This window comes from Bradyrhizobium sp. SZCCHNR1002 (assembly GCF_032381435.1).
GTDB lineage: Bacteria > Pseudomonadota > Alphaproteobacteria > Rhizobiales > Xanthobacteraceae > Bradyrhizobium > Bradyrhizobium aeschynomenes.
This window is the reverse complement of the sequence record NZ_JAUHIS010000002.1, coordinates 305,535-331,971: the sequence shown is the minus strand read 5'-3', so window position 1 is coordinate 331,971 and position 26,437 is coordinate 305,535. Positions and strand designations below refer to the sequence as shown.

General features: G+C 65.6%; 30 protein-coding genes and 1 riboswitch. Of the genes, 8 read left to right on the top strand and 22 right to left on the bottom strand.

All coding sequences use genetic code 11. The features are described from left to right. Positions 1-158 precede the first annotated feature (158 nt). From QX108_RS13995 to QX108_RS13980, 4 genes are read right to left on the bottom strand one after another with little or no spacing between them, the layout of a single operon-like run. A complete protein-coding gene (locus tag QX108_RS13995; protein WP_315725615.1) occupies positions 159-764 on the bottom strand; it encodes a pyridoxamine 5'-phosphate oxidase family protein in 606 nt (201 codons plus the stop codon). Between the two features lie 30 nt (positions 765-794). Then, positions 795-1,211, bottom strand: a complete 417-nt coding sequence (locus tag QX108_RS13990) for a DoxX family protein (RefSeq protein ID WP_315725617.1) — start codon at positions 1,209-1,211, stop codon at positions 795-797. Between the two features lie 36 nt (positions 1,212-1,247). Continuing rightward, positions 1,248-1,601, bottom strand: coding sequence for a hypothetical protein (locus QX108_RS13985; protein WP_409998516.1), 354 nt, complete (start codon positions 1,599-1,601; stop codon positions 1,248-1,250). 21 nt (positions 1,602-1,622) lie between these two features. Next, positions 1,623-2,684, bottom strand: a complete 1,062-nt coding sequence (locus QX108_RS13980; RefSeq protein WP_315799428.1) for an alpha/beta fold hydrolase — start codon at positions 2,682-2,684, stop codon at positions 1,623-1,625. A 93-nt stretch (positions 2,685-2,777) separates the two neighbouring features. Here QX108_RS13980 and QX108_RS13975 point away from each other — a divergent pair, with 93 nt between their 5' ends. After that, positions 2,778-3,050: a DUF2277 domain-containing protein gene (locus QX108_RS13975; protein WP_315725622.1), complete on the top strand. Its 273-nt coding sequence runs from the start codon at positions 2,778-2,780 to the stop codon at positions 3,048-3,050. Positions 3,051-3,083: 33 nt separating this feature from the next. Here the strand turns inward: QX108_RS13975 and QX108_RS13970 are convergent, their stop codons facing one another. Beyond that, positions 3,084-3,623 (bottom strand): collagen-like protein, encoded by a 540-nt coding sequence (locus QX108_RS13970; protein WP_315799427.1) that lies wholly within the window; start codon positions 3,621-3,623, stop codon positions 3,084-3,086. Positions 3,624-3,784: 161 nt separating this feature from the next. After that, on the bottom strand, positions 3,785-4,054 hold the full coding sequence (locus QX108_RS13965; RefSeq protein ID WP_172179567.1) for a helix-turn-helix domain-containing protein: 270 nt from the start codon (positions 4,052-4,054) through the stop codon (positions 3,785-3,787). A 467-nt stretch (positions 4,055-4,521) separates the two neighbouring features. Between QX108_RS13965 and QX108_RS13960 the strand changes: the two genes are divergently transcribed. After that, a complete protein-coding gene (locus QX108_RS13960) occupies positions 4,522-4,962 on the top strand; it encodes a hypothetical protein (RefSeq protein WP_172111098.1) in 441 nt (146 codons plus the stop codon). 858 nt (positions 4,963-5,820) lie between these two features. Here the strand turns inward: QX108_RS13960 and QX108_RS13955 are convergent. Then, positions 5,821-6,321: a mismatch-specific DNA-glycosylase gene (locus tag QX108_RS13955; protein ID WP_315799426.1), complete on the bottom strand. Its 501-nt coding sequence runs from the start codon at positions 6,319-6,321 to the stop codon at positions 5,821-5,823. Positions 6,322-6,432: 111 nt separating this feature from the next. Here QX108_RS13955 and QX108_RS13950 point away from each other — a divergent pair, with 111 nt between their 5' ends. Then, entirely contained in the window at positions 6,433-7,053 is a 621-nt protein-coding gene (locus tag QX108_RS13950; RefSeq protein ID WP_315799425.1) for a glutathione S-transferase, read from the top strand. Positions 7,054-7,083: 30 nt separating this feature from the next. On the opposite strand, the gene QX108_RS13945 is transcribed toward QX108_RS13950, so the two are convergent. The 11 genes from QX108_RS13945 to QX108_RS13895 form a co-directional block, all read right to left on the bottom strand. Continuing rightward, positions 7,084-7,353 carry a hypothetical protein gene (locus tag QX108_RS13945; RefSeq protein WP_315799424.1) on the bottom strand — a complete coding sequence of 90 codons (270 nt, stop codon included), beginning with the start codon at positions 7,351-7,353 and terminating at the stop codon, positions 7,084-7,086. Positions 7,354-7,556: 203 nt separating this feature from the next. After that, the gene (locus QX108_RS13940; RefSeq protein WP_315725632.1) at positions 7,557-7,814 is read right to left on the bottom strand and encodes a hypothetical protein; all 258 of its coding nucleotides are present in this window, start codon (positions 7,812-7,814) and stop codon (positions 7,557-7,559) included. Between the two features lie 113 nt (positions 7,815-7,927). Beyond that, positions 7,928-9,196: an acyltransferase gene (locus QX108_RS13935; protein ID WP_315799423.1), complete on the bottom strand. Its 1,269-nt coding sequence runs from the start codon at positions 9,194-9,196 to the stop codon at positions 7,928-7,930. Positions 9,197-9,764: 568 nt separating this feature from the next. Further along, a complete protein-coding gene (locus QX108_RS13930; RefSeq protein ID WP_315799422.1) occupies positions 9,765-10,145 on the bottom strand; it encodes a RidA family protein in 381 nt (126 codons plus the stop codon). A gap of 49 nt (positions 10,146-10,194) precedes the next feature. Next, positions 10,195-11,454 carry a hypothetical protein gene (locus QX108_RS13925; RefSeq protein WP_315799421.1) on the bottom strand — a complete coding sequence of 420 codons (1,260 nt, stop codon included), beginning with the start codon at positions 11,452-11,454 and terminating at the stop codon, positions 10,195-10,197. A 116-nt stretch (positions 11,455-11,570) separates the two neighbouring features. Then, on the bottom strand, positions 11,571-13,472 hold the full coding sequence (thiC, locus tag QX108_RS13920) for a phosphomethylpyrimidine synthase ThiC (protein ID WP_315799420.1): 1,902 nt from the start codon (positions 13,470-13,472) through the stop codon (positions 11,571-11,573). 380 nt (positions 13,473-13,852) lie between these two features. Next, on the bottom strand, positions 13,853-14,461 hold the full coding sequence (locus tag QX108_RS13915) for a thiamine phosphate synthase (RefSeq protein WP_315799419.1): 609 nt from the start codon (positions 14,459-14,461) through the stop codon (positions 13,853-13,855). Then, positions 14,448-15,230 (bottom strand): thiazole synthase, encoded by a 783-nt coding sequence (locus tag QX108_RS13910; RefSeq protein WP_315799418.1) that lies wholly within the window; start codon positions 15,228-15,230, stop codon positions 14,448-14,450. The genes QX108_RS13915 and QX108_RS13910 overlap by 14 nt, the downstream gene beginning before the upstream one ends. Positions 15,231-15,543: 313 nt before the next feature. Next, the gene (gene thiS, locus QX108_RS13905) at positions 15,544-15,741 is read right to left on the bottom strand and encodes a sulfur carrier protein ThiS (RefSeq protein WP_172111087.1); all 198 of its coding nucleotides are present in this window, start codon (positions 15,739-15,741) and stop codon (positions 15,544-15,546) included. Continuing rightward, positions 15,732-16,745, bottom strand: a complete 1,014-nt coding sequence (locus tag QX108_RS13900) for an FAD-dependent oxidoreductase (RefSeq protein ID WP_315799417.1) — start codon at positions 16,743-16,745, stop codon at positions 15,732-15,734. The genes thiS and QX108_RS13900 overlap by 10 nt, the downstream gene beginning before the upstream one ends. Then, a riboswitch (TPP riboswitch) is annotated at positions 16,733-16,843 on the bottom strand. It overlaps the preceding gene by 13 nt. A gap of 78 nt (positions 16,844-16,921) precedes the next feature. Further along, a complete protein-coding gene (locus tag QX108_RS13895) occupies positions 16,922-17,713 on the bottom strand; it encodes a lytic transglycosylase domain-containing protein (RefSeq protein ID WP_315799416.1) in 792 nt (263 codons plus the stop codon). A gap of 451 nt (positions 17,714-18,164) precedes the next feature. Between QX108_RS13895 and QX108_RS13890 the strand changes: the two genes are divergently transcribed. Continuing rightward, positions 18,165-18,413, top strand: coding sequence for a hypothetical protein (locus tag QX108_RS13890; protein WP_315725652.1), 249 nt, complete (start codon positions 18,165-18,167; stop codon positions 18,411-18,413). A 284-nt stretch (positions 18,414-18,697) separates the two neighbouring features. Beyond that, positions 18,698-19,240, top strand: a complete 543-nt coding sequence (locus QX108_RS13885; RefSeq protein ID WP_172111083.1) for a PRC-barrel domain-containing protein — start codon at positions 18,698-18,700, stop codon at positions 19,238-19,240. Between the two features lie 68 nt (positions 19,241-19,308). Here the strand turns inward: QX108_RS13885 and QX108_RS13880 are convergent, their stop codons facing one another. The 4 genes from QX108_RS13880 to QX108_RS13865 all read right to left on the bottom strand — a co-directional run bounded on the left by QX108_RS13880 (position 19,309) and on the right by QX108_RS13865 (position 24,244). After that, positions 19,309-20,673: an ATP-binding protein gene (locus QX108_RS13880; protein WP_315725655.1), complete on the bottom strand. Its 1,365-nt coding sequence runs from the start codon at positions 20,671-20,673 to the stop codon at positions 19,309-19,311. A gap of 25 nt (positions 20,674-20,698) precedes the next feature. Next, the gene (locus QX108_RS13875) at positions 20,699-21,439 is read right to left on the bottom strand and encodes a response regulator (protein WP_172111081.1); all 741 of its coding nucleotides are present in this window, start codon (positions 21,437-21,439) and stop codon (positions 20,699-20,701) included. A 219-nt stretch (positions 21,440-21,658) separates the two neighbouring features. Beyond that, entirely contained in the window at positions 21,659-23,296 is a 1,638-nt protein-coding gene (locus QX108_RS13870) for a DUF4403 family protein (RefSeq protein WP_315725658.1), read from the bottom strand. Between the two features lie 252 nt (positions 23,297-23,548). Next, positions 23,549-24,244, bottom strand: a complete 696-nt coding sequence (locus tag QX108_RS13865; protein ID WP_315725660.1) for a L,D-transpeptidase — start codon at positions 24,242-24,244, stop codon at positions 23,549-23,551. Positions 24,245-24,304: 60 nt separating this feature from the next. On the opposite strand from QX108_RS13865, the gene QX108_RS13860 reads away from it, so the two are divergent. The 3 genes from QX108_RS13860 to QX108_RS13850 are packed head-to-tail and all read left to right on the top strand — an operon-like array spanning position 24,305 to position 26,383. Then, on the top strand, positions 24,305-24,535 hold the full coding sequence (locus tag QX108_RS13860) for a hypothetical protein (RefSeq protein ID WP_315799415.1): 231 nt from the start codon (positions 24,305-24,307) through the stop codon (positions 24,533-24,535). A 58-nt stretch (positions 24,536-24,593) separates the two neighbouring features. Next, on the top strand, positions 24,594-25,649 hold the full coding sequence (locus QX108_RS13855) for a glycosyltransferase family 1 protein (protein ID WP_315725664.1): 1,056 nt from the start codon (positions 24,594-24,596) through the stop codon (positions 25,647-25,649). 44 nt (positions 25,650-25,693) lie between these two features. Next, positions 25,694-26,383 carry a class I SAM-dependent methyltransferase gene (locus QX108_RS13850; protein ID WP_315799414.1) on the top strand — a complete coding sequence of 230 codons (690 nt, stop codon included), beginning with the start codon at positions 25,694-25,696 and terminating at the stop codon, positions 26,381-26,383. Positions 26,384-26,437 lie beyond the last annotated feature (54 nt).

The following is a 26,437-nucleotide window of genomic DNA, read 5'->3' as shown; positions in this document are numbered from 1 at the left end:
CGGTTCCAGCTTCGGGGAATGACGCATTCATACCTAATTTCTGCCGCGTCGGTGGCCGTTGACCTGCATCAAACCCCGCGCTCACGACTTCCGGCGCGCATCCTTACCCGGCTCCAGCTGACGCCTCGCTGACGCATTCGGGCGAAACAGTGGCTTTTTCAGAGCTGCTCGCGCCACCGGGCGTCGGTCACGTCCTGCGGTTCGGGTGCACCGAGGCTGGTCTGATCGTGGATGATCTCGCTGATGCTCGGCATCGCCGAGCGTGGCACCTGCGCCTCCTGCGACCATAGTTTGGAGCGCATGATCGCCTTGCCGCAATGGAAGTAGATCTCCTGAACGGTAATCACGAGCACTGAGCGCGGCGGCTTGCCGAACTCCTCGAGCCTCGCGAGCAGGTCGGGATCGGTCGACAGCGATGCCGTGCCGCCGACGCGCAGGGTCTCGTTGATTCCGGGCACGAAGAAGATCAATTGCACCTGGCCCGAGCCGTCCGCCACGTTGCGGAGGCTGTCGAGCCGGTTGTTGCCGGGGCGATCCGGCATCAGCAGCCGCCGATCGCCGTCGATCTGGACGAATCCCGGATGCCCGCCGCGCGGCGAGGCATCGACGCTGCCGTCGCTGCCCGATGTCGCCATCACGCAGAACGGCGACAGCATGATGAACTTGCGGCTGTGAGCATCGAACCCCGGGCGCACCTTGGCGATCACCCGCTCGTTCGGTTTCGGATAGATCGCCGCAAGATCGGCATCGGCTGGGTCGCTCACGGCTCTTCTCCTGTTCGCATCATCTCGCCGTCACGCATCGTGGCGCCAGGGCCAGTCGATCACCGCTGCGCTGTAGAGCGCCCACCAGACCAGTACCGGCTGAAATGCCAGGCGCGGACCATGATACAGCCAGCTGCTGCCGAGATAGGGCAGGTCGATGCCCTCGATCGCATGCTTGACGTTTGCCGGCCACACGCACACGGCGTAGGCTGCAAGCCCGATCCCCGCCCAGCGCCGCAGCGGCCTCGTCACCAGTGCCGCGGCGCCGGCGAGCTCGCAAAGTCCGGTGAGCAGGATGACCTGCGGGGCAAACGGAACGACCGACGGCGTGATCCGCAGGAACGGCTCGGGGGTAACGAGATGCGCGACCCCCGCTGCGGTGTAGAACGCCGCCATCAGCCAGCGCATGACCGCGCGGGTCCCGTCGTCACGCAACGGCTCCGTCATGGCCACATCCCCACAACCGACCTCGCAGCGCCCAGCTCAGACGGCATCGGCGGGCACGAAGCAGCTGATGATGATGTCGCCGCGGTGATGAACATACCATACCACCGCCTCGCCGATCGGATTGCCGCGGTCGCGGATGATGGCGCGCTCCGGCACCGCCATCCAGCGCCCCTCGATCGGCACCCAATAGGTGCCGTCCCGCACGTCATAGATCGTTCGGTGGCCGTCGGAAACGTCGCAGCAGGGCACGCCGTTGGGGGCGATCACGCTCTTGAACCAGGCCCTGATATCGGGCGGCACGTTCTCGAACTGGCCGTTGTCGATGGCGAGCGCGCGGCTCGCGAAGGCTAGGGAGCCCATCAGAACAGCGGCCAGCGTCGCCTTGCGCATTCGTCCGTCCCTTCTCCGAGCTCAGGTGCCCCGCTGCGGCGCCGTGGCGAGCAGCTCGCGCAGCGGCTCCACATAGAATTTCGCGTTGCCGGTGGTGAGATGGCCGCGCGTTTCGGGCGAGGTCGGGATCAGCAGGACCTTGCCGTTGGCCACGCGCTTCATCGCCTCGGCGGTGACGCCCGTCTCCGGCGGATTGCGCTCGTCGTCGGCCGAGTTGATCAGCATGACCGTGGCCTTGATCTTGTCGAGATCGGCCGCCGGATTGTAGTCGTGCGAGGACTCCCACTGATAGATGAAGTCGTTGGCGTCGGTGGGGATCGGCGTGGCCAGCCGTTCCTCGACCATCTTGTCGGCCTTGGCCGCGGTCGGCGCCGCCAGCTGATAGGCGATGGTCCCGCCGGCGGTGGCCGTGCCATACGCCGCGACGGCGTATTTCATCATGCGCGGCTGCGCCGTGTAGTTGCCGCCATTGTAGTCGGGATCGTTGCGGATCGTCTCCAGCATGATCCGGCGCAGCATCCAGTTCCGGGCCGCCATCTCGGTCGGCTGCGAGGCCATCGGCACCGCGACATCCATGAAGTCCGGGTAGCGCGTCGCCCACACCCAGCTGTGCATCCCGCCCATCGAATTGCCGATCACGAGGCGGACGTGCTTGATGCCGAGACCCTCGGTCAGCAGCCGGTGCTGCGCGTCGACCATGTCGGCGTAGTCGTAGGCGGGAAACCTGGTCTTCAGCCCGTCGGACGGCTTCGACGATTTGCCGTGGCCGATGCTGTCGGGGATGATGATGTAGTACTTGGTCGCATCGAGCGGCTGGTCCTTGCCGAACAATTCGCCTGCAAACGGTGCCCCCAGCATGCTGGCGCCCGAGCCGCCGGTGCCATGCAGCACCAGGACCGGCTGACCGGTGGGCTCGCCGACGGTCGTGTAGTGCAGCTTCAGCTCGGGCAGCGTCTCGCCGGTGTGAAACTTGAAATCCTTGACGACGAAGTCGCCCTGCTTCGGGGCGGGGTAGTCGGCGGCGCGGGCCGGCGCGCAAAAAACCACGGCGGCGGCAAAGACGGCGGCAAGCGGTCGGAGCATGTGCTTCCCCTGCAAATGCGCGGCTCTTTGCGGCCGCGTCGGGGGCATGATAGCACGGTCTTCGACTTGGTTCAGCACCGGATTGGTCCCGTCATGTGCCGCAACATCAAGACGCTGTTCAATTTCGAGCCGCCGGCGACGGAGGCCGAGATTCAGGCCTCCGCACTGCAGTTCGTGCGCAAGCTCTCCGGCTTCAACGCCCCGTCGCAGGCCAACGAGGCCGCCTTCGCACGTGCGGTCGAGGACGTCGCCGAGGCGGCGCGGCGGCTTTTGACCTCGCTGCACACCCAGGCGCCGCCCAGGGATCGCGAGATCGAGGCGGCCAAGGCGCGCGAACGGTCCGCGATCAGATTCGGCAAGGGCTGAGACCGCAGCTTGCGTACGCTGTCGCGGCAGCGCTCAGAACCCGTCGTCGTCGCCGTGGTCTTCGCCTTGGTCGTCGCCGACATGCTTGCCGTGCTTCTTCTTCTTTTTCTTGTGCTTCTTCTTTTTCTTCTTCTTCGGCACGTCGATCGCGTGCGGATCGTCGTCCTCGAACGCCTCTTCCAGCGCCTCGTCATGCTCGGTCGATGCGAAGATGTCGCGCACCGCGATCAGCTGCGCGTCACGCTCCTGCGCCTCGCGATCCCTGTTGCGCTTGTAGTCGTCATAGGCCGCGAAGATCTGCTCCAGCCAGGGCATCAGCTGATCGATCGTCGGCAGCGTGCCGGGCTCGCCCTGTGGCCCCTGCGGTCCGGCCGGGCCCTGCGGCCCCGGCTTGCCGGGCGGTCCGGCCTCGCCGCGCGGACCTTGCGGTCCCGGCTTGCCCTGCGCGCCGGGCTTGCCGTCGGGACCGGGCTTGCCGCGCTGCCCATCCGGCCCGCGCCGTCCGGGCTGGCCTTGCGGGCCACGTGGACCCACGGGGCCCTGCAGGCCGCGTCCGGCCGGATTCTTTGCCACTACCGCAACTCCGCTACACACCTCTGATTCGCGGCGAAGCCTAACAGAGCCGCGACGAGGCCAGCAATTGCAGCAGGGCTGCGAGGCCGATTGATCAACATCAATCGGCGCCGCATCCTGATGAGTTCCGCGCGATGGGATGTCGCGTGGCCGCCATTGGTTCAGGCCGAATAGGCCGGCACCGCGATGCCGTCGGCCGTGTAGATGCGGATCTTGTTCCGCAAGGTGCGCACGGGCATGCCGAGCAGTCGTGCGGCATGGGTGCGGTTGCCGTTGCAGCGCGCCAGGGTCTGAACGATGAGCTCGCGCTCGATCTCGGACAAGGGCGTGCCGATCAACAGCGGCAGAACCTCCGCGGCGGAGCGCGACGGCGGCATGGCAAGTGGAACGAGTGAGGGACTTGCGGAATCGGCTGACAACTCTTGCGACATAACTCCTCCCGATCAACGCCCGCGCCTGAACTCGAGAGAGCGACGCGAAAACATCGAGACCAACTGAACACCCAGCCCGTAAATCACCGTGGTCGGACAAGGTTAATGGGGCCTTAACACCGGCCGCGGGCCATGGCGCTGCGGCCAAATACCCCGAAATCGCCTTGGTTTCGCTGATGTCTCGGCCCAATTCGCCGCCGACGCGCCGCACTGGCCCCGGCCTCGCCGCGCGGAGCGGGCCGGACGAGGATCGGCTCTGCATGTCGATCGCGCCGTGCCGCCCGGGCTCCATTGCCGTCCCGCGAGGGCGGCATTTCCGACACACTGGCGGCGCGGCATGCGCGCCGCCGCGCAAAGGGCTAAATTCGGCCCGATCGATTCGCTTGGTGGGGCATCATCGGCATGCGTGGCCATCGGATGACCTCAAGTTCACGCAGCCCACATTCACTTCGCTGGAGACTTCATCCATGAAAATTGCATCCTTGCTTCGCGGTCTGTTGGTGGCATTGACGGCCGCCACTGGCGCCATCCTGCCGGCCACGGCGCACGCGGATGGCGGCTTCATCACGCTGACCATCTACAAGGCGGGATGGATCATCGGCGGCTCCGGCGGCAGCGGCGTGCTGAACTTCCACGGCCGCGCCTATCCGCTGTCGACCGGCGGGCTCGACTGGGGCCTCGTCTTCGGCGGCTCGCGCACGGTGCTGCGCGGCCGCGTCAGCAACATCTGGCGTCCGTCGGATGTCGAGGGCGTCTACGGCGCCGCCGGCGCCGGCCTTGCGGTCGGCCGCGGCGTGCGCGGCATCGTGCTGACCAACCAGAAGGGCGCCGTGCTCGAGCTGTCGGGCGAGCAGATCGGCCTGCTGGCCAATGTCGACCTGTCGGGACTGGCGATCACGATCAGGTAGTCGCGGCTTGGGTGAGGTGCCCGACATCAGCAACGGCGCCGCAACTAACAACCGGTGTCGTCGCCCGGTCAGGCCGGGCGATGACAGTTGTGATGGTCGCGAGCATCCACCCATGTCGTGCATCTTGCTCTCGACCATTCCACCTTCCATGACACCGCGTTCTCGCCGCACATCGTGCGCGAGGGATGCTTCAGTCTGGCCCCATCGAAATTCGAGAGGGGCAGGGAAGGCCGGGAGCTCGCCGCTCCCATGGTCCGCGTGCAACAGATAAGCACGCGGCAGAACCACAGGTTCGGCAAGGACATCCCGGCCTTCCCTGCGCGCATGGTCTGACGGCTTATACGTGGTCTCCCTGGTGCGCCGGCTTGTTGGCCACCATGGCACGCGCCCAGCTTTCGCAAGAGCGCCTGCGTGATACCAGCGTCGGGGTATCAGGACGCCACGACTTCGCCGTACGTGACGGCCGGCGCTCGTCCGGCGCAGCCCTCACGTCCACCGCGGCCCACCTCCACGTATCGTGACGACGCGTACGTCCCTCTGCACGAGGCGGGTTGCGCGAGAACATCGTCCTGATTTGCCCGACATGACAAGCGCTGATGGCTGCGACAAACCAACACGACGGGCAGTTTGCGCATGGGGTGCATGCGACGATTGCCCGTCGGGCAGTGGCGTCGAAGGCTGGGCGATCTCGCCGAGCATTACGCTGTGCGATATTGCGCCCTCTCCCCCAAGGCGAAGCAAAGCTTCGCTAGGGAGAGAGGGCGCAGTCATGGGCATTCGCGGTCGTCTTCGAGGGGCTGTTTGTCGGAACGACGTGACTACTGATCACCATGAGGCGTCAGGTGATGGTCGCTCGTGTCACGCCCCGGCCACATGCACCGCCAGTTCCCGCCACGGCTGCAACGTCCACGCCCCCGATGCCGCCCCGGATGGTGATGCGAGCACGAACACGGTCGGGAAATCCGCATGCTCCGGCTGCCGCCCCAACGTGATCGCGCTCGTCGGCTTGCCGTAAAACAGGCTCGCCGCCTTCTTGCTGGTGAAGGCGATCGTCGCTGGGCGATGCTGCCGGATCTTCATCAGGAAGCCCGCGACGTCGACGCCGGCCTTCAGCGCGACATGGTCCATCCCGGCGCCCAGCTTGCACAGATCGGTGAAGCCGATGCCGAGCGACAGCAGCGCCGGAAACTCCGCCGGCTGATACAGCCGCGGCGTCAGTCCGACGTCATGCAGCGTGCGCCAGAAGCGGTTGCCGGGATGCGCGTAGTAATGGCCGGTCGCGGCCGAGCGCTCGCTGGCGGCGGTGCCGACGAAGACGAGGCGCAGGCCGGACTGGAGCTGGTCGGGCAGGCGGTCCATCGCGCGCTTGTCGCATTGTTGCACGGTCTGCAACAAGCCATTGATGCCGCGCGGCGTTGTTGATCGGGCGGCCTCGGCTTAGACCATGGGGCACAGCAATGGGAGCACCTGATGTCGCAACGCCGTCTCTACCACTTCGCCTTGTCGGGCCACGCGCATCGCGCGCGGCTGATGCTGAGCCTGCTCGCGCTGCCGTGCGAGCTCATCGACGTCGACCTCAAGGGCGGCGCGCACAAGCGGCCGGATTTCCTGGCGCTCAATCCGTTCGGCCAGGTGCCAGTGCTGGTCGACGGCGACGCCGTGATCCCCGATTCCAACGCGATCCTGGTCTATCTCGCCGGCCGCTACGACAGCTCCGGCCGCTGGTGGCCGCGTGATCCCGTGGGGCAGGCGCAGGTGCAGCGCTGGTTGTCGGCGGCCGCCGGTCCACTGGCCTTCGGTCCCGCGGCGGCGCGGGTGGCGACATTGTTCGGCGCCCCGCTCGACATGGCCCGGGCGCACCAGATCGCCAACAACCTGTTCGCGGTGATGGAGCGCGAGCTCAGCGTTCGCCCATTCCTCACCGGCACGACGCCGACCATCGCCGACGTCGCGCTCTACAGCTACACCGCGCACGCGCCCGAGGGCGGCGTGTCATTGACGCCCTATCCCAACGTCGAGGCATGGCTGGCGCGGATCGCCGATCTGCCCGGCTTCGTGCCGATGCAGCCGAGCGCGGTCGACGCGGCCTGACCGCCAGGCGCGAGCGCGTGCGAACGCCGCTTACAGGAAGCAGCGGCGCTCGTCGCGCAGCTTGAGCTGGATGTTGGTCGCCTCGACGAAGGTCGGCACCGGCTTGGAGACGATCTTGTAGGTCGACGGCCATTCCACCGGCTTCGACTGCAGATCGGTGTTCCAGATCTGGCAGATGCCGGTGTTGTCCCAGCGGATCACGTAGTAGCCGCTCTTGGGGGCAGGCGCGGCGAAGGCCGGCGCAGCGATCGAAGCGGCCGCAACCGCAGCGGCGACGGCGAGAGAGGTCAAGCGACGCATCGTCAATCTCCTGAAACGAACCAAACAAAGCACCCATGGCTGCACGCCGCGGTCCTTGCGACCGGGCGGCGGCAACCAGGGCGAAGTGGTGCGACAAAAGCGCTGCCAAGGCAAGGCGCCAGGATCAGCCGTTCACAGCGATGTCAGTGATCTCAGTGGGCGATGTCGTGCTCAGGCGGCGGGCGCAGCTTTGCTGCTCGTGTCTACAGCGTGCACCGTCCCTGCCGCCGCAGCTTGACCTGCAGCGTGACGGCGTCGTTGAAGGTCGGCACGGAACGGCTGATCACCTGGTAGCGGGACGGCCATTGGATCGGCCTGAACGTGAACGCCTCGCTCCAGACCTGGCAGACGCCGGTGTTGTCCCAGCGCAGGATGTAATAGCCGGCTTGTGCGGGGGCGGCGGCAACCAGCGCCGCAACTGCGCAAGCGCCCGCGAGAGCGATTGTGGTGAAACGAGACATCGTGAAAACTCCGGCAACAAACAGGCCCCAGCCGTCGGGCGCCTTGTCGCGGCGGTGTCGTTCGTTTTGAAGGCATTGACGGCCGCGTGATGCGGCAAATCCGCGCGCCGCGCTCAGCGCCCGGCCATCGAGCGATGGCGTGCGGGAGCGCTGGCCCCGTCGGGCTGCGAGGCCTGACGCGAGGCGAAGCCGAGGTCCGGATTGCCGATCGGCTCGGGCCTGAACCGCGAAGCCCCGACCGGGACCGGAACGGCGGTCGTGTTCGGGGGCGCTGCCGCCTGTGCCGGCGAGGCTTGCGACTTGCGCCGCAGGAAGTGCCGCTCCAGCAGGGCGTAGGACAACGTCGCGGCGACGATCGACAGCGGCAGTCCGACCAGCAGCCGCAGCGGCCACCACAGCCCGTAGCTGTCGAGGAAGTTGAGGATCGGCAGGTGCCAGAGATAGATGCCGTAGAAGATCCGGCCGAGGAAGATCGCGACCGGCATCTCGAAGATGCGGTGGAGGATCGTGCCGTGGCTGCGCGCCAGCATGGTCAGCACGAGGATGCCGGGCAGCACGCCGCACACCATGCTGCCGAACAGATAATAGTTCATGCTCGGCCCGTCCGCCGCCCAGAACACGAAGGTGACCGTGCCCCAATAGAGCAGCAGCGGCCAGGCCAGCTTCGGCCAGAGCCGGTCGAGCTTAGGGTAGGCGCCCTGCGGCACCAGCCGGAGCACGACGGCCATCGCGCAGCCCGCCATCAGCGCGTCGGCGCGGGTGTCGAACGCGGTGTAGAGCCGCCGCCACTCCGCGCCGCCGAGCACCAGCGATACGCGCCACGCCCAGATCGCCGCCGCGATGGCGCCGATCGCGCCGACCAGCCGCCAATTCACGCCGAAGCGCTTCACCAGCAGGGCGAAGGTCAGCGGCCACAGCAGATAGAACTGCTCCTCGGTCGACAAGGTCCAGGTGTGGCCGATGTCCTCGATCGTCTTGGGATCGAACACGTACCAATAGTTGGCGATGTAGCCGAGCGCGATCGCGGCGCGCTCCAGCGCCGGCAGGAACGGCGGCCGCAGCAGCCAGGTGAACAGCAGATAGGCTGCGAGCATCAGCAGCAGCGGCGGCACGATCCGGGCGAAGCGCCGGGCGTAGAACTGGCGGAAGCGGATCTGGCCGTGCTTGTCGATGTCCCGCAGCAGCAGTCCGGTGATGTAATAGGCGCTGGCAACGAAGAACAGGTCGATATAGAGCACCGCGCCCGGCACCAGCGTATGCGACACATGCGCCGTGACCACGCCCAGGGTCATCAGCCCGCGCATGCCGTCATGCGAGGGAACGTAGCCGAGCGGATAGACCTGCGCCCGGAAGGCATCGCGGATGGCGTCACGGAGCGACACGGCGGCATCGCGCAGGAGACCGGGCAGGGCGTGGATCGGCCAAAGATAAAACATTAATCGGGAGATTTTCTGATATAATGTTTCGGGTTATTTTGTAATATTTAAAAATTAAATGTGGCGCAAGAGGAGAAATAGAGCCGCGTGGGGCAGGACGACGCAGGGTTGCAGCGGGAATGGGCAGGGATGTGCAGTTTTGGGCGGCCCCAAGCCACGCAATGGTCCGCCACGGGACGCGCGCTGTCAGGCGGACAAAACCGTAGGCGCAGCCGGCAGCGTGCTCACCATCGAGCCGCAAGCACAGTGGTCAGATAGAGGCCCAAAAAATGCTGCCGAGCGCAACGCTGCCCGATACAGCGCCCTCGCCCCTTGTGGGAGAGGGCATGTACGGCCTCTCAGCACCCTCGGTTGGGTGAGGGGTCTCTCTCCGCGAGCGCGACTCGCCGAAGCATACCCCTCACCCAACCGAGCCCGCCGCGCTGTCCTACATGCCCTCTCCCACAAGGGGCGAGGGCGCAGTCACGCGCACCGCGCAAGTAGCTAGAGGCAGCAATTAGCCTGTGCCACTCCGCTACACCTTCCCCACCGCCGCAACCCCCTCGATCTCGATCAGCATCTTCGGATCCGGCAACGCCACCACCACGCACGTCGTCCGCGCCGGATACGGCGCCGGCCCGAACGCCGCAGCATAGAGCCGGTTCATCGCCGCCACATCGGCCGCGCGCGTCAGCAGCACGTTGACCTTGACGAGATCGCGAAGGCTGGCGCCGCCCTCGGTCAGCACGCTCGTGAAGTTGGTCACGACATTGGCGAACTGCGCCTCGAACTCATCGGGCAGCTTGCCGTCGGCATCGAAGCCGGGAATGCCGGAGATGAAGAGAAGATCGCCGACGCGGGTGCCGAAGGAGAGCGGCGGGGCTTTGATGTGCGGTGGGGCGGGGATGTGGTCCATGCAGCTCTTTGCGAAGTGGCTATGTGAATTCTCCGTATAGCAACCGTTGCTACTTCTTCATTTGCTTTATTGTGTCTTCTAGCAGTTGAATCACCGGAAGTAGCCATGCTCTGCTGCTGTCCATAGTGGCATATAGTCTTGCTGCCGGTAGCAACCGCTCGGCATATTTAAGATATCTAAGTTGATTCTGAGTTACGTTCTGTTGAACTGATTTTGCTGCGTCGACTACATGTTTGATATTGGTCTTCAGAAAATTCTCGACAGACCTCCAGACGCCGAGTTCGGCGGTCTTCTTTGTCAGAGGGTCTTCACTTGTCTCAATTAGTCGATCGAGCGCTTCTAGGACCGATGTGCTGGCAATATCTGTTGAGCCCTTTGTTTCGTTTGCAATGTGAGCCAGTAGTTCTTCTTGAGTGGTTGACGTTTCTTCGTCTGGATTGAAATTGGATGCATCCGCTTCGAATGCTCGCCACGCTGGAAATTGTCGCAGAACTCGCTCTTGGGAAAGTAGCAGGGCGGAAACTTCAGCTATCGCAAACCCTGGCAATTCGTCCTTCATCTCAACAAGATAAAATCGAAGCTTGTTTGAGAAGAGGTCTACCTTGATGGGGGAGAAGTTTTGCTCGGTGAGGGCGTCTATGTATTCATTTATAGCTGAGACAAATCGTCGGTCTACATTTGTTTGAGCAAGGCTGCTTGCGAGCGCGTGAGCTTCCTTGAGGAGTAGTGCGAGACCTTCGGTAGCTGTTGGTGTCGTCTCTGAATTCGGAGGGCTTGTCAGTTCAATTTTGAAGTCTTGGATGTCGAATAAATAGGGGGCGTCCAGTTGGTCGAGTCGTTCCCCAAAAACCTTCTGATAAACCTCCTTTTTTGCAGTTTCATCATTCTGAAATATAGCTTTTTCCGCCAGGTCGAGATCATTCTCGATGGATAAGATTACTTCTTTGTAGGCGAAAAGGTTGTGATCTGTTTTGGTGAATCGGACGAAGAAGTTTCTTGTCGATCTGTAGTATTCGGTTGCATCCCTCATTGAGCGAAGAGCTCTCGATGCTGTTCTGATCAGTTGATCCGAAGCGCTGCTGGATAATTTGGCGAGATGAAGCTCGTTTCGTCGCAGCTCCAATTCGTGGAAGTGTGCGTTGCCTTCTTCTTTTGCCTGCTTAGGAGCTTTTACGCTTCCGTTAAGCGATTTTTTTGCGCCATGCAGTATGTTGTAAATGCCGGTGTTCAGAAGTGCTTGAACGGTGTTCAATGTCTCAAGTGCAAAAACTCTGAGTATAGGATCTTTTACATCCTCGAGATCTGCCACGATCGTCCCCCTTGTGATCGTATGGACGCGAATGTTTGGCTCAGAAATTGAGGCCGACGCCCGTCTCTAAGCGGGTTCAAAGACAGGCGCCGGGTCACTAAAAGTGGAAACTGGCGTCAGGACAACGCCTTGTTGCTCTCTTTCACCTTCTCCGCATCGAGATACACGCTGCCGCCCATTTCCTTGAACTTGGCGCTCATCTGGGCCATGCCGTCCTCGATGGTGCCGCTGATGGTCATGCCGACGGTCGCCGGATCATTCAGCGTCGCCGCGTAGTCGCGGACGTCCTGGGTGATCTTCATCGAGCAGAACTTTGGGCCGCACATCGAGCAGAAATGCGCGACCTTGTGGGCTTCCTTCGGCAGGGTCTCGTCGTGGAAGCTTTTCGCGGTGTCCGGGTCGAGGCCGAGGTTGAACTGGTCGGTCCAGCGGAACTCGAAGCGGGCGCGGGACAGCGCGTCGTCGCGTAGTTGAGCTGCGGGATGGCCCTTGGCGAGGTCGGCGGCGTGGGCGGCGATCTTGTAGGTGATGACGCCGGTCTTGACGTCGTTGCGATCGGGCAGGCCGAGATGCTCCTTCGGCGTGACGTAGCACAGCATGGCGCAGCCGAACCAGCCGATCATGGCGGCGCCGATGCCCGAGGTGATGTGGTCGTAGCCCGGCGCGATGTCGGTGGTCAGCGGTCCCAAGGTGTAGAACGGCGCCTCGCCGCACTCCTTGAGCTGCTTGTCCATGTTGATCTTGATCTTGTGCATCGGCACGTGGCCGGGGCCCTCGATCATCACCTGGCAGCCCTTGTCCCAGGCGATCTTGGTGAGCTCGCCGAGCGTTTCCAGCTCAGCAAATTGCGCGCGGTCGTTGGCGTCGGCGATCGAGCCGGGGCGCAGGCCGTCGCCGAGGGAGAACGAGACGTCATACTTGCGCATGATGTCGCAGATCTCCTCGAAATGCGTGTAGAGGAAGCTCTCCTTGTGATGCGCGAGGCACCACTTGGCCATGATCGAGCCGCCGCGGCTGACGATGCCGGTGACGCGGGAGGCGGTGAGGTGGATGTATTGCAGCCGCACGCCGGCGTGGATGGTGAAGTAGTCGACGCCCTGCTCGCACTGCTCGATCAGGGTGTCCTTGTAGAGCTCCCAGGTCAGCGCGACCGGATCGCCGTTGCACTTCTCCAGCGCCTGGTAGATCGGCACGGTGCCGATCGGCACCGGCGAGTTGCGCAGGATCCATTCCCGCGTCGTGTGGATGTTGCGGCCTGTGGAGAGGTCCATCACGGTGTCGGCGCCCCAGCGGATCGCCCACACCATCTTGTCCACTTCCTCCTCGACCGAGGACGTCACCGCCGAGTTGCCGATATTGGCGTTGATCTTGGTGAGGAAGTTGCGGCCGATGATCATCGGCTCCAGCTCGGCATGGTTGATGTTGCAGGGAATGATGGCGCGGCCGCGCGCGATCTCGGCGCGGACGAACTCCGGGGTGATGAAGGCAGGGACGGCGGCGCCGAAGCTTTCGCCGTCGGCGAGCGCGGCCTCGGCGCGCTCCAACTGCTGCTTGCGGCCGAGGTTCTCGCGCTCGGCGACGTAGATCATCTCCTTGGTGACGATGCCGGCGCGGGCGAATTCGAGCTGGGTGATCTTGTGGCCGTCGAGGCCGCGCAGCGGCTTGTGATGCGCGGTGAACGCCTTCGCCGCCTTGTCGGCTCCGACATTGCCGTTGTCCTCCGGCTTGATGTCGCGGCCGACATACTCCTCGACGCCGCCGCGCTCCTTGACCCAGGCGGTGCGGTTGCGGGGCAGGCCGGCATTGACGTCGATCGTCACGGTGGGATCGGTGTAGGGGCCGGAGGTGTCGTAGACCGGCAGGTTCGGCTCGGAGGCCGCTTCCGACAGGATGATCTCGCGCAGCGGCACGCGCAGGTCGGGCGCGGCCTCGGGCGTCGCGTAGATCTTGCGCGAGGACGGCAGCGGGCCGGTGGTGACGGCGGGCAGGGTGGTGTCGGGATTGGAGCGGATGTTCATGGGATCCTCCTTCTCAATTGTTGTTGTCGGAGTGAATGGGGGACGTCATCGCGAGGAGCGCGAGCGACGAAGCAATCCAGGGCAGCACGCGCGGCCCTGGATTGCGTCGCTTCGCTCGCAATGACGGTGGAGAGAGTTGCGGTGCACATCGGCCCGTCGCTCAAGTGGAGCCGAGATGATTTGGCGCCGTGAGGGACGCACGCGGTTCAGGCTCCCTCCCCCCTTGTGGGGGAGGGTTGGGGAGGGGGGTAAGCCACACCCACCGACCCCGGAGCTACCCCCCTCCCTGGCCCTCCCCCACAAGGGGGGAGGGGACGACGGAGATCGGGGCCGCGGTCGGGCCCACTCACTGTCAGACGCATTCGCAAATGCGGCGCGCATCACGCCGGCTCCTTGGTGGCATCGAGCCAGGCGCGGACGCGGGCGTCCGGATCTGCATTCTGGGTGACATCACTGACCACCGCGATCGAATCCGCGCCGGCGGCAAAAATCTCCGCGGCCTGCTCCAGCTTGATGCCGCCGATGGCGACCAGCGGGATGGTGCCGACGCGCTGCTTCCACACGCTGATCTTCGCAATGCCCTGCGGCGCGAAGCGCATCGCCTTCAAGGTCGTCGGGAAGATCGGGCCGAGCGCGACGTAGTCGGGCTCGGCGGCGAGCGCGGTCTCCAGCTCGGCGTCGTCATGCGTGGACAGGCCGAGCGTCAGGCCGGCCTCCTTGATCGCCTTGACGTCGGCCTCCGCCAGATCCTCCTGGCCGAGATGCACGTGCTGGGCGCCGGCGACAACAGCGGCACGCCAATAGTCGTTGACGATCAGCTTGGTCGCCGTGCCCTTGGTGATTTGAAGCGCGTCGGTGACGATCTGCAGCGCCTGGCCGTCGTCGAGATTTTTCGCGCGCAATTGCACGGTGCCGACGCCGAGTTTCGTCAGGCGCTCGACCCAGGCGAGGCTGTCGACGACGGGATAGAAGCGATCAGGATACGGCATGCCAGAACGGGGTCCCAACGACAGGGGTGGAGGGTGAGGCGAAATCGCGGGCGTCCATCAGCCCGGCCTCGTAGGCGGTGCGGCCGGCCTCGACGCCGAGCTTGAAGGCGCGCGCCATGGCGACCGGGTCGGCGGCCTTGGCGATTGCGGTGTTGAGCAGCACGGCGTCGTAGCCGAGCTCCAGCGCTTCCGCAGCGTGGCTCGGGGCGCCGAGGCCGGCGTCGACGACGAGGGTGACGTCGGGCAGGCGGTCGCGCAAAAGCTTCAGCGCGTCGCGGTTGATGATGCCTTTCGCTGAGCCGATCGGCGCGGCCCAGGGCATCACCACCTTGCAGCCGGCATCGACCAGGCGCGTCGCGACGGTGAGATCCTCGGTGCAATAGGGGAAGACCTCGAAACCGTCCTTGACCAGGATGGTAGCGGCCTCGACCAGGCCGACGACGTCGGGCTGAAGCGTGTCGTTGTCGCCGATGACCTCGAGCTTGATCCAGGACGTGCCGAACAATTCGCGCGCGAGCTTGGCCGTGGTAACGGCCTCGCGCACGCTGCGGCAGCCGGCGGTGTTCGGCAACACCGTGACATTGAGCTCATTGATCAGCTTCCAGAACGCATCGCCCGTCTTGCCGCCAGCGGCTTCACGCCGCAGCGACACGGTGACGATCTCCGCGCCGGAGGCGCGGATCGCGTCCTGCATGATGGCGGGCGAGGGATACAGCGCGGTGCCGATGAGGAGGCGGGAGGTGACGGTCTTGTCGTAGAATTTCAGCATGGGAAAGCTCTCTCCCCGAATGACACTGTCATCCCCGCGAAAGCGGGGAGCCAGTATTCCAGAGGCAGTGCGGTTGAGCCGAGCGGCCGCGGTGTACTGGATCGCCCGGTCAAGCCGGGCGATGACAGCTGTGGGTGGTGCGCGGTCTTGCCCCCCACGTCGTCCCGGCGAACGCCGGGACCCAGACCGCGTGATCTCACATTGAGGCACACGGGGAGAGACCGAGTACCACCACGGCCGACGGTGGCTATGTGTCCCGGCGTTCGCCGGGACGACAGCGGAGGGCGTGGCGAGAGCGCGCGCTCCATCGACGTCACCCTCCCTGCCGGGGCGTGATGATCTCGATCTCGTCGCCGGCCTTGAGCGCGGTCTCGGACCAGCGGCTCTTCGGCACGACGTCGTAGTTCAGCGCGATCGCGAAATGGGTGCCCTCGTAGTCGAGCTCGGACAGCAGCGCGGCCACGGATGTGGCGCTGATGTCGCGGGCCTCGCCATTGACGGTCACGCGCATCGCATCACCTCATTGTCGATCTGGCCATGCGCGACGTAGTTCAAGGTCGCCTGCGCCAGCGCCGGCGCGATCAGGAAGCCGTGGCGGTAGAGGCCGTTGACGCGGATCTCGCGCTCGCTTGCGATCGTGATGCGCGGCAGGTTGTCGGGATAGGCCGGGCGCAGCCCCGAGCCGAATTCGAGGATGCGCGCCTCGCCGAATGCAGGATGCACGGAGTACGCGGCGCCCAGCAGCTCCAGCGCCGAGCGCAAGGAGACGCCGGTGTCCTCGGCCTCGAGCGAGGTCGCCCCCAACATGAACAGATTGTCCTCGCGCGGGATCAGATACAGCGGAAAGCGCGGATGCATCAGCCGCACGGGGCGTGCGAGGCTCACCTCGGAGGTCTCGATCAGGATCATCTCGCCCTTGACGCCGCGCAGCTCCGGCTCGGCGTCGCGCGCCTCCAAGCCGCGGCAGTCGATGACCAGCCCGTCGAGATCGCCAGCCTTGACGTCGCTGTTGAACAGCACGCGGCCGCCGGCCTCGACGATGCGCTGATGCAGTTTCGGCAGCACGCGGCGCGGCTCGACATGGCCCTCGGCCGGATAGAACAGGCCTTCGCGGAAGCGCCCCTCCAGCGACGGCTCCAGCTCCGCGAGGCCGGCCGCATCGAGGCGTTGATAGCCCGAGGTGCGGCGGGCGAAGCGGTCGTAATCGGCGCGGTCGCGGGCATGCGCGATCACCAGCGAGCCGTTGAACGGCGTCTCCGGCATCTCGCGCCGCCAGATGTCGAGCGAGGCCAGGCCGAGGCGGCTGATGACGGGCTCGGAGATCTCGCTCTCGCAATAGGGCGCGAGCATGCCGCCGGCCCAATGGCTGGTGGACAGCATCAGCGCGGCGTCGCTGCGCTCGTGCAGCGTGACATCGCGGCCGGCGCGCGCCAGCAGCAAGGCTTGCCAGGCACCCGCGATGCCGGCACCGATGATGGATACGGGGAGATCCCCGCGCGTGGGCGTCTGCTGCATCCCTGTCCCTTCGCCGGCATGACCCGGATCAGGTTCAAAGGGTCACCGCATCACGTGCGGTATCTCAGCTCCCCCTCGGAGCTCCCCTCGGAACGCGCTTAAAATAGACCGATACGGCCCCGTGTCAACGGAGTGTCACGGAAAGACGGTCGGGACCGGTGAGGAACCAAATGCGATCAGTGCGCCCGGGCGTGGCGGCCGGTTGCAATCTTCGGCGTGATGTCGAGCGGGGCGCTGACCCGCTCGGAGCGGCCGGCGGGCCGGGCGTCGGCGACGCGCTGCCGCTTGGCCTCCTCGTAATAGCCCTTGGCGAAATAGGCCACGGCACGATCGTGGTCGCCGCGGGCGGCGCGATAGGCGCCGGCGAGGTAGCGCACGCCATAGGTGAGGTTGGTGTTGGGATCGTGCAGGCCCTGGGCGTCGCCGGTGTAGCCGAGGCCGCGCGCAGTGCCGAGCTTGATCTGCATCAGGCCGATGCAGCCGCAGCGCCCGACCAGGTTCGGCTGGTACTTGCTCTCGCGCACGATCACGCGATGAATCAGCGCCTCGGGAATGTTGTTGGCAGCCGCGTGCACGGCGACCAGCGCATCGATATGCGGATGGCCGGTGTTCATGGGCTTGGGCTTGGCGTCGGCCGCCTTGCGCTCGCTGTCGCGCGGCTCGGCGGCGGGCGCTTCAACCGGAACGGCATCGGCCTCTGCCGGTGCTGCGGCAATGGCATCCATCGGGCGGGAGCTGTCGGCGCCGCTCACGGCCTCGATCGCCTCGACCTCACGCGCGGCCTTGGTCACGGCGCTGCGCGCCGCCAGCTCCTTGATTCCCTCGGAGCGGACATGCGCCAGCTTGATCTTGCCGGACCTCGCCTTGGTGTCCGATGCCGCGTTCGCATCCTCGGCCGCCATGACGGACGGCAGGTGACCAGCCATCGTGAAGCCCGCGATGCAGGCCGTCAGCACGAGTCGTTTCATGTGTCAGGATCCCCCGGGAACCATGCGCATGCCAAGCAGCCCCCCGGCACGCATTTACACTTTACGCACCGTAATTGGTGCGAACGCCGGGCGATAATGTGGCGAAATTGGGGCGAAGCGTCCGTGCAGTCCGGTGGAAATGCCGGTTTGCCTGTGCCCGCTGCCGCCCTCTGCGGGCGACCATTGCGCGACCCTCAGCCGGCCTTGTCGACGAACCGAGCCGAAGCTCTCCATCCGGTGGAGATTCGTTGAGGAGGACGGCTTCGGCAGCGATCTGAATCTGGCTCGGTTTGCCGCTCGTCGACCGCGGGACGTCCATCCCATCTCCGTGAGGTCGGATGTCGCGCGGCATCCGGGCGCGTGCAAATCGGCCGGCACGCCGCTATGATGATGTTGTTAGTTCGACAGCATGCCTGACTCATTCACGACATGAACAGAGAGGGAGCGCGTCATGGCCTTGAAGGCAACCGACATTCATTCGCGCGACGTCGATGCGATGCAGTCCACCGTCCGCGTCGTGGACCTGCCGCGCAACAATCCCTGTGCCCAATGCGGCGAGCCGATCGCGCTGCCGTCCTGGGTCGAGAAGGATGGCCGTCGCACCGCCTATCTCTGGCACTGCCGCCTCTGCGACTACCGTTACGAGACGATCGCGTTCTACGCGGAGGCCGTCGATGAGGACGGCGCGCTGGCGGCGTAGCGGGGGACGTGCGGGACGTCCGCAGTGAACCCGATGGATCGGATTTTATCGATCGACCCGACCTGTCCACCACGATGACGGTCTGCTCCCTCTTCCCGCCGGAACGGGGAGGGAGCAGACCGTGGTCGCGGTGACGGGTTCACATCGATCTCAATGTCACAAATGAGCACTGCCGTGTCGCACCGGGGCCGCTTGTCGCGGCGCGCGACGAAATCGTAGTTCCGTGGGAACGCCAACTGCCTGCTGCAGTTCTCTCGTCACCATTCACTGAGAGGAGACACCACATGGTGATGAAGACTGTTGCGGCCGGCCTTGCCGGTTCCCTGCTGCTCGCGACCGCCGCCTTTGCTGCGGAGAGCACCACCACGACCACCAGCACTACGACCTCGGCCAGCACGACCGCAGCGTCCTATCAGGGCGACTGGCGCAGCTCGAAGCTGGTCGGCGTGAAGGTGTACAACAACAACAACGAGAACGTCGGCTCGATCGATGATCTGCTCGTCGACAAGAGCGGCGCGGTCAAGGGCGTCGTGATCGGCGTCGGCGGCTTCCTCGGCATGGGCGAGCACCTCGTCGCCGTCTCGTTCGACCAGATCAAGTTCTCGGACCAGCCGGTGCAGTCGACCACTGCCGCCAACGCTCCGGCGTCCGGCACGACCTCGGCGACCACTCCGCCGGCCTCCACCACGACGACCGGCGCCGCCACCGGCACCTCTTCCTCCTCGTCGATGAGCTCGTCGAAGAGCCGCTGGTACCCCGACCACGCGATGATCAACTCGACCAAGGATCAGCTGAAGGCGATGCCCGAGTTCAAGTACTCGGAGTAACCTGCGTCATCGACGTATAGCCGACCTTTCACGCGGCGCGCCCGGATCGATCCGGGCGCGTTCGCGCGTCACGCTGCAGGACGCAGCGTGGTCTGGCTGAGCGGCAGCTCGATGCGCGCGATCAGCCCGCACGGCTTGCGGTCGTGCAGTGACAGCTCTCCGCCGTGGGCCAGTGCGATCGCCTTCGCGATCGAGAGCCCGAGCCCAAAGCCGGTTGCCTCGTCCATGTTGCGGGCGTCGTCGCCGCGCACGAACGGCTCCAGCATGTCGGACTTGCGGGCATCGGCGATGCCCGGCCCATCATCCTCGACATCGATCCTCAGGCGCTTGCCGGACACCGTCAGCCGGACAATGACCTCCTTGCCGTATTTGGTGGCGTTTTCGACCAGGTTGGTGACCGAGCGCATCACGTCGTCGGGCCGCACGGTCGCCATCGCACGCGTCGGCCCGACATAGCTGACGTTGTGACCGACGTCGGCGAACTGGTCGGTGACGAGTTGCAGGATGCTGGCGATATCGACCAGGGTCATCGGCTCGAGCTTGCGGCCGTTGCGCAGGAATGACAGCACCGAGCCCAGCATCGTATGCATCTGATCGAGATCGGCCAGCATGCGGCTGCGCTGCAACTCGTCCTCGACGAACTCGCAGCGCAGCCGCATGCGGGTCAGCGGCGTGCGCAGGTCGTGGCTGATGGCCGCGAGCATCTTGGTGCGGTCGTTGATCAGCGCGGTGATGCGCTGGTGCATCCGGTTCAGCGCCCGCGCCAGGGCGCGGATCTCCTCCGGTCCGCGCTCGGGCAAGGCCGGCGCATCGCCGTCGAGGCTGAAGGTCTCCGCGGCCTTGGCAAAGCCGGAGAGTGGCGAGGTCAGCGCGCGCGCCGCCCACAGGCCCAGCAGCGTGGTGCTGATCAGAGCGAACATGATCGTCGTCAGCCACGGGGCTCCCCAGAACGGCGGACGGCGCGGCGGCGCCGTCATCTTGGCCGAAACCATGGAACTGTCGGGCAGGGCGAAGATGATGCGATTGTCGCCGGATCGCTGTGGCATGAAGACGCGATAGCCCGGCCCAAGACCGCGAAAGCCGCCGACATTCGCCCGAGCGTCGAGATTGCTGCGGGGGGGCGGATCCTGCTCCTCGGTGCGCGGTCCGGCGTCCGGCGAGGGCCCGGAATGCGGCCTGATGTCGAATTCGGGATAGGCGCGGGCGATGTCCTCCATCAGTCGCGGTCGCTCGGCCGCCGGCGCGCGGCCGATGACGTGGACGACGGTCGCGAGCTGGAACGGTCCCGCTTCGACCCCGCCCTCGGGCTGGTCGGCGCGATGGATCAGGAACGCGGCGGTGATGATGGCGTGCAGCGCCACGATCGAAATGGCCACCAGGGCGGTGATCTGGCCGCGGATTCCCTTCAGGCTGAAAAAGCCGAACGACATCATGACACCGCTATCCGTGCCCGGCCGATCAATGGCTCTGCGGCGCGGTCACCACTTCGACGACGGGCGTGAACATGTAGCCGCCGGAGCGCACGGTCTTGATCATCGTCGCCTCCTGCGGATCGGGCTCGATCTTGCGGCGGATGCGGCTGACCAGGACGTCGATCGAGCGCTCGAACGAGCCGGCGCTGCGGCCCTGCGTCAGGTCGAGCAGGCTGTCGCGCGACAGCACCCGGCCCGGCCGTTCGCAGAAGGTGCGGAGCAGATCGAACTCGGCGCTGGTCATGGCGACGCGGGCGCCCTCGGGATTGCGCAGCTCGCGCAGGCGGAAGTCGATCTTCCAGCCGAGGAAGCTCAGCGCGGTCGCGCCTTCGGTGGCGCTCGCGGTCATCGCCGCCGCCTGCCGGCGCAGCACCGCATTGATGCGGGCGAGCAGCTCGCGCGGATTGAACGGCTTCGGCAGATAGTCGTCGGCGCCCATTTCGAGGCCGAGGATGCGGTCGACGTCCTCGCCGCGCGCGGTCAGCATGATGATCGGCACCTGCGATTCCGCGCGCAGCTTGCGGCACAAGGTGAGGCCGTCCTCGCCGGGCAGCATCACATCGAGGATCAAGAGGTCGATGCGATGATCCCCCATGATCCGGGTCATCTCGCGGCCGTCGGTCGCGGTCGTCACGTTGCAGGAATTGTTGCGCAGATATTTCGCGATCAGCGTTCGCGTCTCGCGGTCGTCCTCGACGACAAGGATGTGTGGTTGTGTCTGGGCCATACCGACAAGTGACCTAGAATCGCGGCGTTTTGCGAAGTTTTTTGTTACGGAATGTTTCATGGCGGCAACGTCGGGCAAGGACTGAAGCCGTCCAGAGCGGTGTTACGGCTTCCCAGTGGGCGCGTCGAGCCTGGTGCTGCCGGAGCGGTGCTACGGTAGTTCGGCTGCACCAGACTACCAAGCCATGCTGCAGTTTGCGCATGGATCGGATCAGCGGCGTCAAAGTCCCGGCAGTGAATTGACGCGAACCGACAGCGTGCCTTCCGCCGTCGCGATCACGCGCAGCGTGCTGGCGTCGAAGGCGATGTCGGTCAGGGCCAGATTGTTGACGTCGGTATCGACCCGGATGCCGTTCTCGTTCTTTTGCAGCTCGGCGATCGCGTTTGCGATCTTCTCCCGCACATTGTCGGCGAACGGCTTGAGATCGACCACCGATCGTTCCAGCAGGGCGCGTTGCAGATGCGGAACCGCGGCACGCGCGGCGGCGCCGAGCAGGCCGAAGGCGGCATCCGATTCGACGGCGAGCTGCAGGTCGGAGAGGCGCAGGATCTGCTGCGCCTGATCCACCATCGGGCGGCCCCAGATGTGCACGGTCGCGTCGGCGCCGAAGCCGAAGAAGCTTTCCTTCTCCTTGCCCTTGACCTGCAGCGAGATCAGCAGCCGGTTCCCCGAGGGGACGACGGTCGCATGCTTGACCGTCACCGCGACCGGGCCGGAGCCATCCTCCGGGAAGGTGCGTCCGGCGAGCTGCGAATCGACGAGTTTGTTGAGCTCGGTGAAGGGCACGTCGATCGGAACCGCGATGTTGATGCCGCCGGCCGTCGGCGGAATGATCGTGATCTTCTCGGGGAACGGGCACACCGGCTTGGTCTCCGCCGCGGTCACCCTGGTTTCCGCCTCGATCCCCATCGTGATGCTGGCGGCATTGGCATCGATCACGGGCTGCGCGGCGAGCGCACGCGTCGGCTTCACCTCCAGCCAGACGGCCGGCAATCCCGGAGCGGTGCCCTGGAGCGGCACCGAACGGCAGGCGCGCGCCCATTGCGCCTGGGCGTTGCGCCTGATCGTCGGGTCCTTGCGGATCCGCTCGCTGAGCGCGTTGAGCTGGTCATTGACGGTCTTGTCGATCACCGGCTTCATCTGAGCGGGCACGTTGACCCGGGCGCCGGCGACCGTGAGCGCGGTGTCGCCGAGACTGACCTGGGCCGAGAAGTTCGGCTCGACGTACCAGGATGCGGCCAGGCGCGGCCGCATCGCGATCAGGACATTGCCCTTGATGTCCGCGGTGGCATTCAGGTTCTTGATGTTGATGCCGCCGATCTGCTTGGCCGCATCGGAGCCGAGCAGGCCGCCGATGGCGTCGCCGAGCGCGCCGGTCGCCTTCGCCGACAGCGCGCCGGTGACGTTGAGCCGGCCCGACAGCGGCGTGGCCAGCGACAGCGTGTCCTGGCTGCCGGTCGCGGCGATGGCGCCGCGCGTGACGGTCCAGCCGATGTCGGCGTTCTGCAGCACCTGGGCGACGGGATTGTCGGCCTTGCCGGAGAAGTTGCGTGGCGTGGCCTTTTCGGCGGCGTCACGAACCGCGGCGAGCGAGATCGAGACCGGCGCCATGATGATCGAGTTGCGCGTCGCCGGCGGCAGTGGCGGCAGCGCGGCGAGCTGTGGGGCCGGCGTGCTCCCCGAGAACAGAAACACTTCCGCGACGATGATGCCAATCAGCACGATGGCGGCGAGGCCCGCGGCGCCGATCAGGATCAACCGCAGCCGTGGCGGCGAGCGCGGCGGTCGCCGCTGCGTCTTCGGAGCGAGCGGATGAGGCCTGCTCTGCCAATCCGGTCGCGGCGTCGGAAGGTTCATGTCGGATCCACGGACTCCAGCTGCCACGACGCCGGCTGACGCCGGTAGCGGGCGAGATCGCGGTTAATGCGAGATTGCCGAGCTTACAGGGCCGGACGGAGGCGCGCCAGGGCGGCCAATGCAGCAGGCAGCCATCAATCAGCCGTGATGGTGAATGGAGCAGGGCGCGCGCAAACGCGCAAAGAAGTGACCGCCGGGGCTGTGCCGCGGCGGTCCAGTCAGGGAGGATCGGGAAATGGGAAGGTGAGAGGCTCAGCGCGTGACGCGGCCGAGATCGGCGCGGCGCTCCATCGGCAGCACGATCACTTTGGCGCCGACATTGACGCGCGAATACAGGTCGATGACGTCCTGATTGGTCAGGCGGATGCAGCCCGACGACACATGCGTGCCGATCGTCTCGGGTGCGTTGGTGCCGTGGATGCGATAGACCGTGCCGCCGAGATACATCGCGCGGGCGCCGAGCGGATTGCCAGGGCCGCCGGCCATGTGACGCGGCAGATAGGGCTGGCGGGCGATCATCTCCGGCGGCGGCGTCCAGTCCGGCCATTCGGCCTTCTTCGTGACCGATTGCACGCCGGACCAGGTGAAGCCGTCGCGGCCGACACCGATGCCGTAGCGCATGGCCTGGCCGTTGCCGAGCACGTAGTACAAGTACTTGTTAGGCGTGTCGATCACGATCGTGCCCGGTGCTTCACGGGTCGTGTAGCTCACGACCTGGCGGCGCAACCGCGCCGGCAACTCATAGGCGCTGGCCTCGTCCTCGCGCGGATTGATCGTCTGCGGCGCCAACCCTGGCGGCTCGTAGCTCGCGACCGGCGGCAGCAGGAACGGGAACGGCAGCGGCGCCGGGGGCGCAGCCTTTGCCGGGGCTGCGGCCGCGAAGACGCAGGCGACGAGCGCGCCGAGAAGAAATTTGGATTGCGAACGGACTGTGCCTGACGCGAACATGGACGTCCCCTGTTTGAATGCTCTCGCCGCCATCGTCTCCGCCGGCGGATCTGAAATCAGTTGCCTGTCATCATGTTTGGCGCTTCGAGCGGCGCCTCGATGCTGCAACTCATAGGGGAGAAAAGTTTCGGTGCGTTTGCGCGCCCGGTGCAAAACGGTTTCGTGGCTTTAACCGATTGTTTCATGACGGTTTCGCGACAGACCCGTGCCGGGTTCGGCGATCAGACGCTGCGAAAATCGCGGATGACGGCAAAAACAGCCTTCGACAGTTCGATGACGTCACACGCCTGAAATAACAATGTCGGAATTTGCGGCCGTTCAGAATCGCTGCAACTTTCCGGATCGCCTTATGCGGATCTTAATCGCAACCGACGCCTGGCACCCGCAGGTCAATGGCGTGGTGCGCACCTTGACATCGCTGTCGCGCGCAGCCGCAGGCCTCGGCGCCGACATCACCTTCCTGACGCCGGAAGGCTTTCCGTCCTTCGCGGTGCCGACCTATCCGGGGCTGCGGCTCGCGGTGACCAATGGCCGCGAGATCGCCCGCCGGATCGAGGCGGCGGCGCCGGATGCGATTCATATCGCGACCGAAGGCACCATCGGCTGGGCGGTGCGCCGCTACTGCCTGCGTCATGGCTTGCCATTCACGACATCCTACACGACGCGCTTTCCGGAGTACGTCTCCGTGCGCACCGGCATTCCCGATGCCGTAGGCTATTGGGTGATGCGCCGCTTCCACGACGCCGCCGCGATGACCATGGTCGCGACGAATTCGCTGAAGCAGGACCTCGCGTCGCGCGGCTTCAAGCGGCTCGGCTTCTGGACACGGGGCGTCGATACCAAGCTGTTCAATCCGGACGCGCCGGCCGCGCTGGATCTGCCGCGTCCGGTGTTCATGACCGTCGGCCGCGTCGCCGTCGAGAAGAATCTGGAAGCCTTCCTGTCGCTCGACCTGCCGGGGTCGAAGGTGGTGATCGGCAATGGCCCGCAGAAGGCGGAGCTGGAGCGTCGCTTTCCGGCGGCGCATTTTCTCGGCGAGAAGACCGGCCCGGATCTGACCGCGCACATGGCGGCCGCCGACGTCTTCGTGTTTCCGAGCCTGACCGATACGTTCGGCGTCGTGCAGCTGGAATCGCTCGCCTGCGGGACGCCGGTCGCGGCCTTCCCCGTGACCGGTCCGCTCGACGTCATTGCCGATCATCCGATCGGCGCCATCGACTGGGATCTGCGCGCGGCATGCATGAAGGCGCTGACGATGTCGCGGGAAACCTGCCGCGCGTTTGCGCTCGACCGCTCCTGGGAGAACAGCGCGCGCCAGTTCATCGGCAATCTTGCGGTGCTGCAGCCATCTCGCGTCGTGCGTCCGACGCCGGTGCTGGCCGGGCAGAGCGCGGTGCGCGGCTGAACCTTGCGTTACCTCATCCATTCCAAACGTAGTGAGATGTTACGATGGCAGAAACGATGAAGCTCGACGGTGCGCGGGAGCTCGACTTCGACCGCGAGCAGGTCGAGCAGGCCTATGACCGCTGGGCGCCGGTCTACGACCTCGTGTTCGGTGGCGTGTTCGAGAAAGGCCGCAAGGCTGCGATCTCAGCCACCAACAAGCTCGGCGGCCGCGTGCTCGAGGTCGGCGTCGGCACCGGCATCTCGCTGCCACTCTATGCACCGCATGTGCGCGTGTTCGGCACCGACATCTCCGAGGCGATGCTCGGCAAGGCGATGCGCCGCGTCGCCGACCAGCGGCTGAAGAATGTCGAGGGGCTCGCGGTCATGGATGCCGAGAATCTCGATTTCCCTGATGATTCCTTCGACGTGGTGATGGCGCAATATGTCGTCACTGCCGTGCCGAACCCGGAGGTCGCGCTCGACGAGTTCGCCCGCGTGCTGCGTCCGGGCGGCGAGCTGATCATCCTGACCCGCGTCAGTGCCGATGACGGCCTGCGCCGGGTGATCGAGCAGGCCTTGCAGCCGGTGGTGCGCCGCCTCGGCTTCCGCACTGCCGAGTTCGGCTGGTCGCGCTACATGCGCTGGCTCGCCGGTGCGCAGCGCATGGAGCTGGTCGAGCGCCGGCTGATTCCGCCGCTGGGACACTTCTCGCTGGTCCGCTTCCGAAAGATGGAGCCCGCCGCCGCGGCCTGAAGCCGCGGTGACGTTCCGGCAGTCTCTCAAGTTCCGCGTTCATGTGTCCGGTGA

Excerpts from the sequence above, each read along its gene's own strand:
- QX108_RS13965 (WP_172179567.1), bottom strand. The coding sequence starts at position 4,054 with ATGTCGCAAGAGTTGTCAGCCGATTCCGCAAGTCCCTCACTCGTTCCA.
- QX108_RS13865 (WP_315725660.1), bottom strand. The coding sequence starts at position 24,244 with ATGTTCGCGTCAGGCACAGTCCGTTCGCAATCCAAATTTCTTCTCGGC.
- thiS (WP_172111087.1), bottom strand. The coding sequence starts at position 15,741 with ATGCGCGTGACCGTCAATGGCGAGGCCCGCGACATCAGCGCCACATCC.
- QX108_RS13985 (WP_409998516.1), bottom strand. The coding sequence starts at position 1,601 with ATGCGCAAGGCGACGCTGGCCGCTGTTCTGATGGGCTCCCTAGCCTTC.
- QX108_RS13900 (WP_315799417.1), bottom strand. The coding sequence starts at position 16,745 with ATGCAGCAGACGCCCACGCGCGGGGATCTCCCCGTATCCATCATCGGT.
- QX108_RS13850 (WP_315799414.1), top strand. The coding sequence starts at position 25,694 with ATGGCAGAAACGATGAAGCTCGACGGTGCGCGGGAGCTCGACTTCGAC.
- QX108_RS13960 (WP_172111098.1), top strand. The coding sequence starts at position 4,522 with ATGAAAATTGCATCCTTGCTTCGCGGTCTGTTGGTGGCATTGACGGCC.
- QX108_RS13980 (WP_315799428.1), bottom strand. The coding sequence starts at position 2,684 with ATGCTCCGACCGCTTGCCGCCGTCTTTGCCGCCGCCGTGGTTTTTTGC.
- QX108_RS13885 (WP_172111083.1), top strand. The coding sequence starts at position 18,698 with ATGGTGATGAAGACTGTTGCGGCCGGCCTTGCCGGTTCCCTGCTGCTC.
- QX108_RS13950 (WP_315799425.1), top strand. The coding sequence starts at position 6,433 with ATGTCGCAACGCCGTCTCTACCACTTCGCCTTGTCGGGCCACGCGCAT.
- QX108_RS13910 (WP_315799418.1), bottom strand. The coding sequence starts at position 15,230 with ATGCTGAAATTCTACGACAAGACCGTCACCTCCCGCCTCCTCATCGGC.
- QX108_RS13940 (WP_315725632.1), bottom strand. The coding sequence starts at position 7,814 with ATGTCTCGTTTCACCACAATCGCTCTCGCGGGCGCTTGCGCAGTTGCG.
- QX108_RS13895 (WP_315799416.1), bottom strand. The coding sequence starts at position 17,713 with ATGAAACGACTCGTGCTGACGGCCTGCATCGCGGGCTTCACGATGGCT.
- QX108_RS13915 (WP_315799419.1), bottom strand. The coding sequence starts at position 14,461 with ATGCCGTATCCTGATCGCTTCTATCCCGTCGTCGACAGCCTCGCCTGG.
- QX108_RS13880 (WP_315725655.1), bottom strand. The coding sequence starts at position 20,673 with ATGATGTCGTTCGGCTTTTTCAGCCTGAAGGGAATCCGCGGCCAGATC.
- thiC (WP_315799420.1), bottom strand. The coding sequence starts at position 13,472 with ATGAACATCCGCTCCAATCCCGACACCACCCTGCCCGCCGTCACCACC.
- QX108_RS13990 (WP_315725617.1), bottom strand. The coding sequence starts at position 1,211 with ATGACGGAGCCGTTGCGTGACGACGGGACCCGCGCGGTCATGCGCTGG.
- QX108_RS13870 (WP_315725658.1), bottom strand. The coding sequence starts at position 23,296 with ATGAACCTTCCGACGCCGCGACCGGATTGGCAGAGCAGGCCTCATCCG.
- QX108_RS13945 (WP_315799424.1), bottom strand. The coding sequence starts at position 7,353 with ATGCGTCGCTTGACCTCTCTCGCCGTCGCCGCTGCGGTTGCGGCCGCT.
- QX108_RS13855 (WP_315725664.1), top strand. The coding sequence starts at position 24,594 with ATGCGGATCTTAATCGCAACCGACGCCTGGCACCCGCAGGTCAATGGC.
- QX108_RS13875 (WP_172111081.1), bottom strand. The coding sequence starts at position 21,439 with ATGGCCCAGACACAACCACACATCCTTGTCGTCGAGGACGACCGCGAG.
- QX108_RS13975 (WP_315725622.1), top strand. The coding sequence starts at position 2,778 with ATGTGCCGCAACATCAAGACGCTGTTCAATTTCGAGCCGCCGGCGACG.
- QX108_RS13930 (WP_315799422.1), bottom strand. The coding sequence starts at position 10,145 with ATGGACCACATCCCCGCCCCACCGCACATCAAAGCCCCGCCGCTCTCC.
- QX108_RS13890 (WP_315725652.1), top strand. The coding sequence starts at position 18,165 with ATGGCCTTGAAGGCAACCGACATTCATTCGCGCGACGTCGATGCGATG.
- QX108_RS13955 (WP_315799426.1), bottom strand. The coding sequence starts at position 6,321 with ATGGACCGCCTGCCCGACCAGCTCCAGTCCGGCCTGCGCCTCGTCTTC.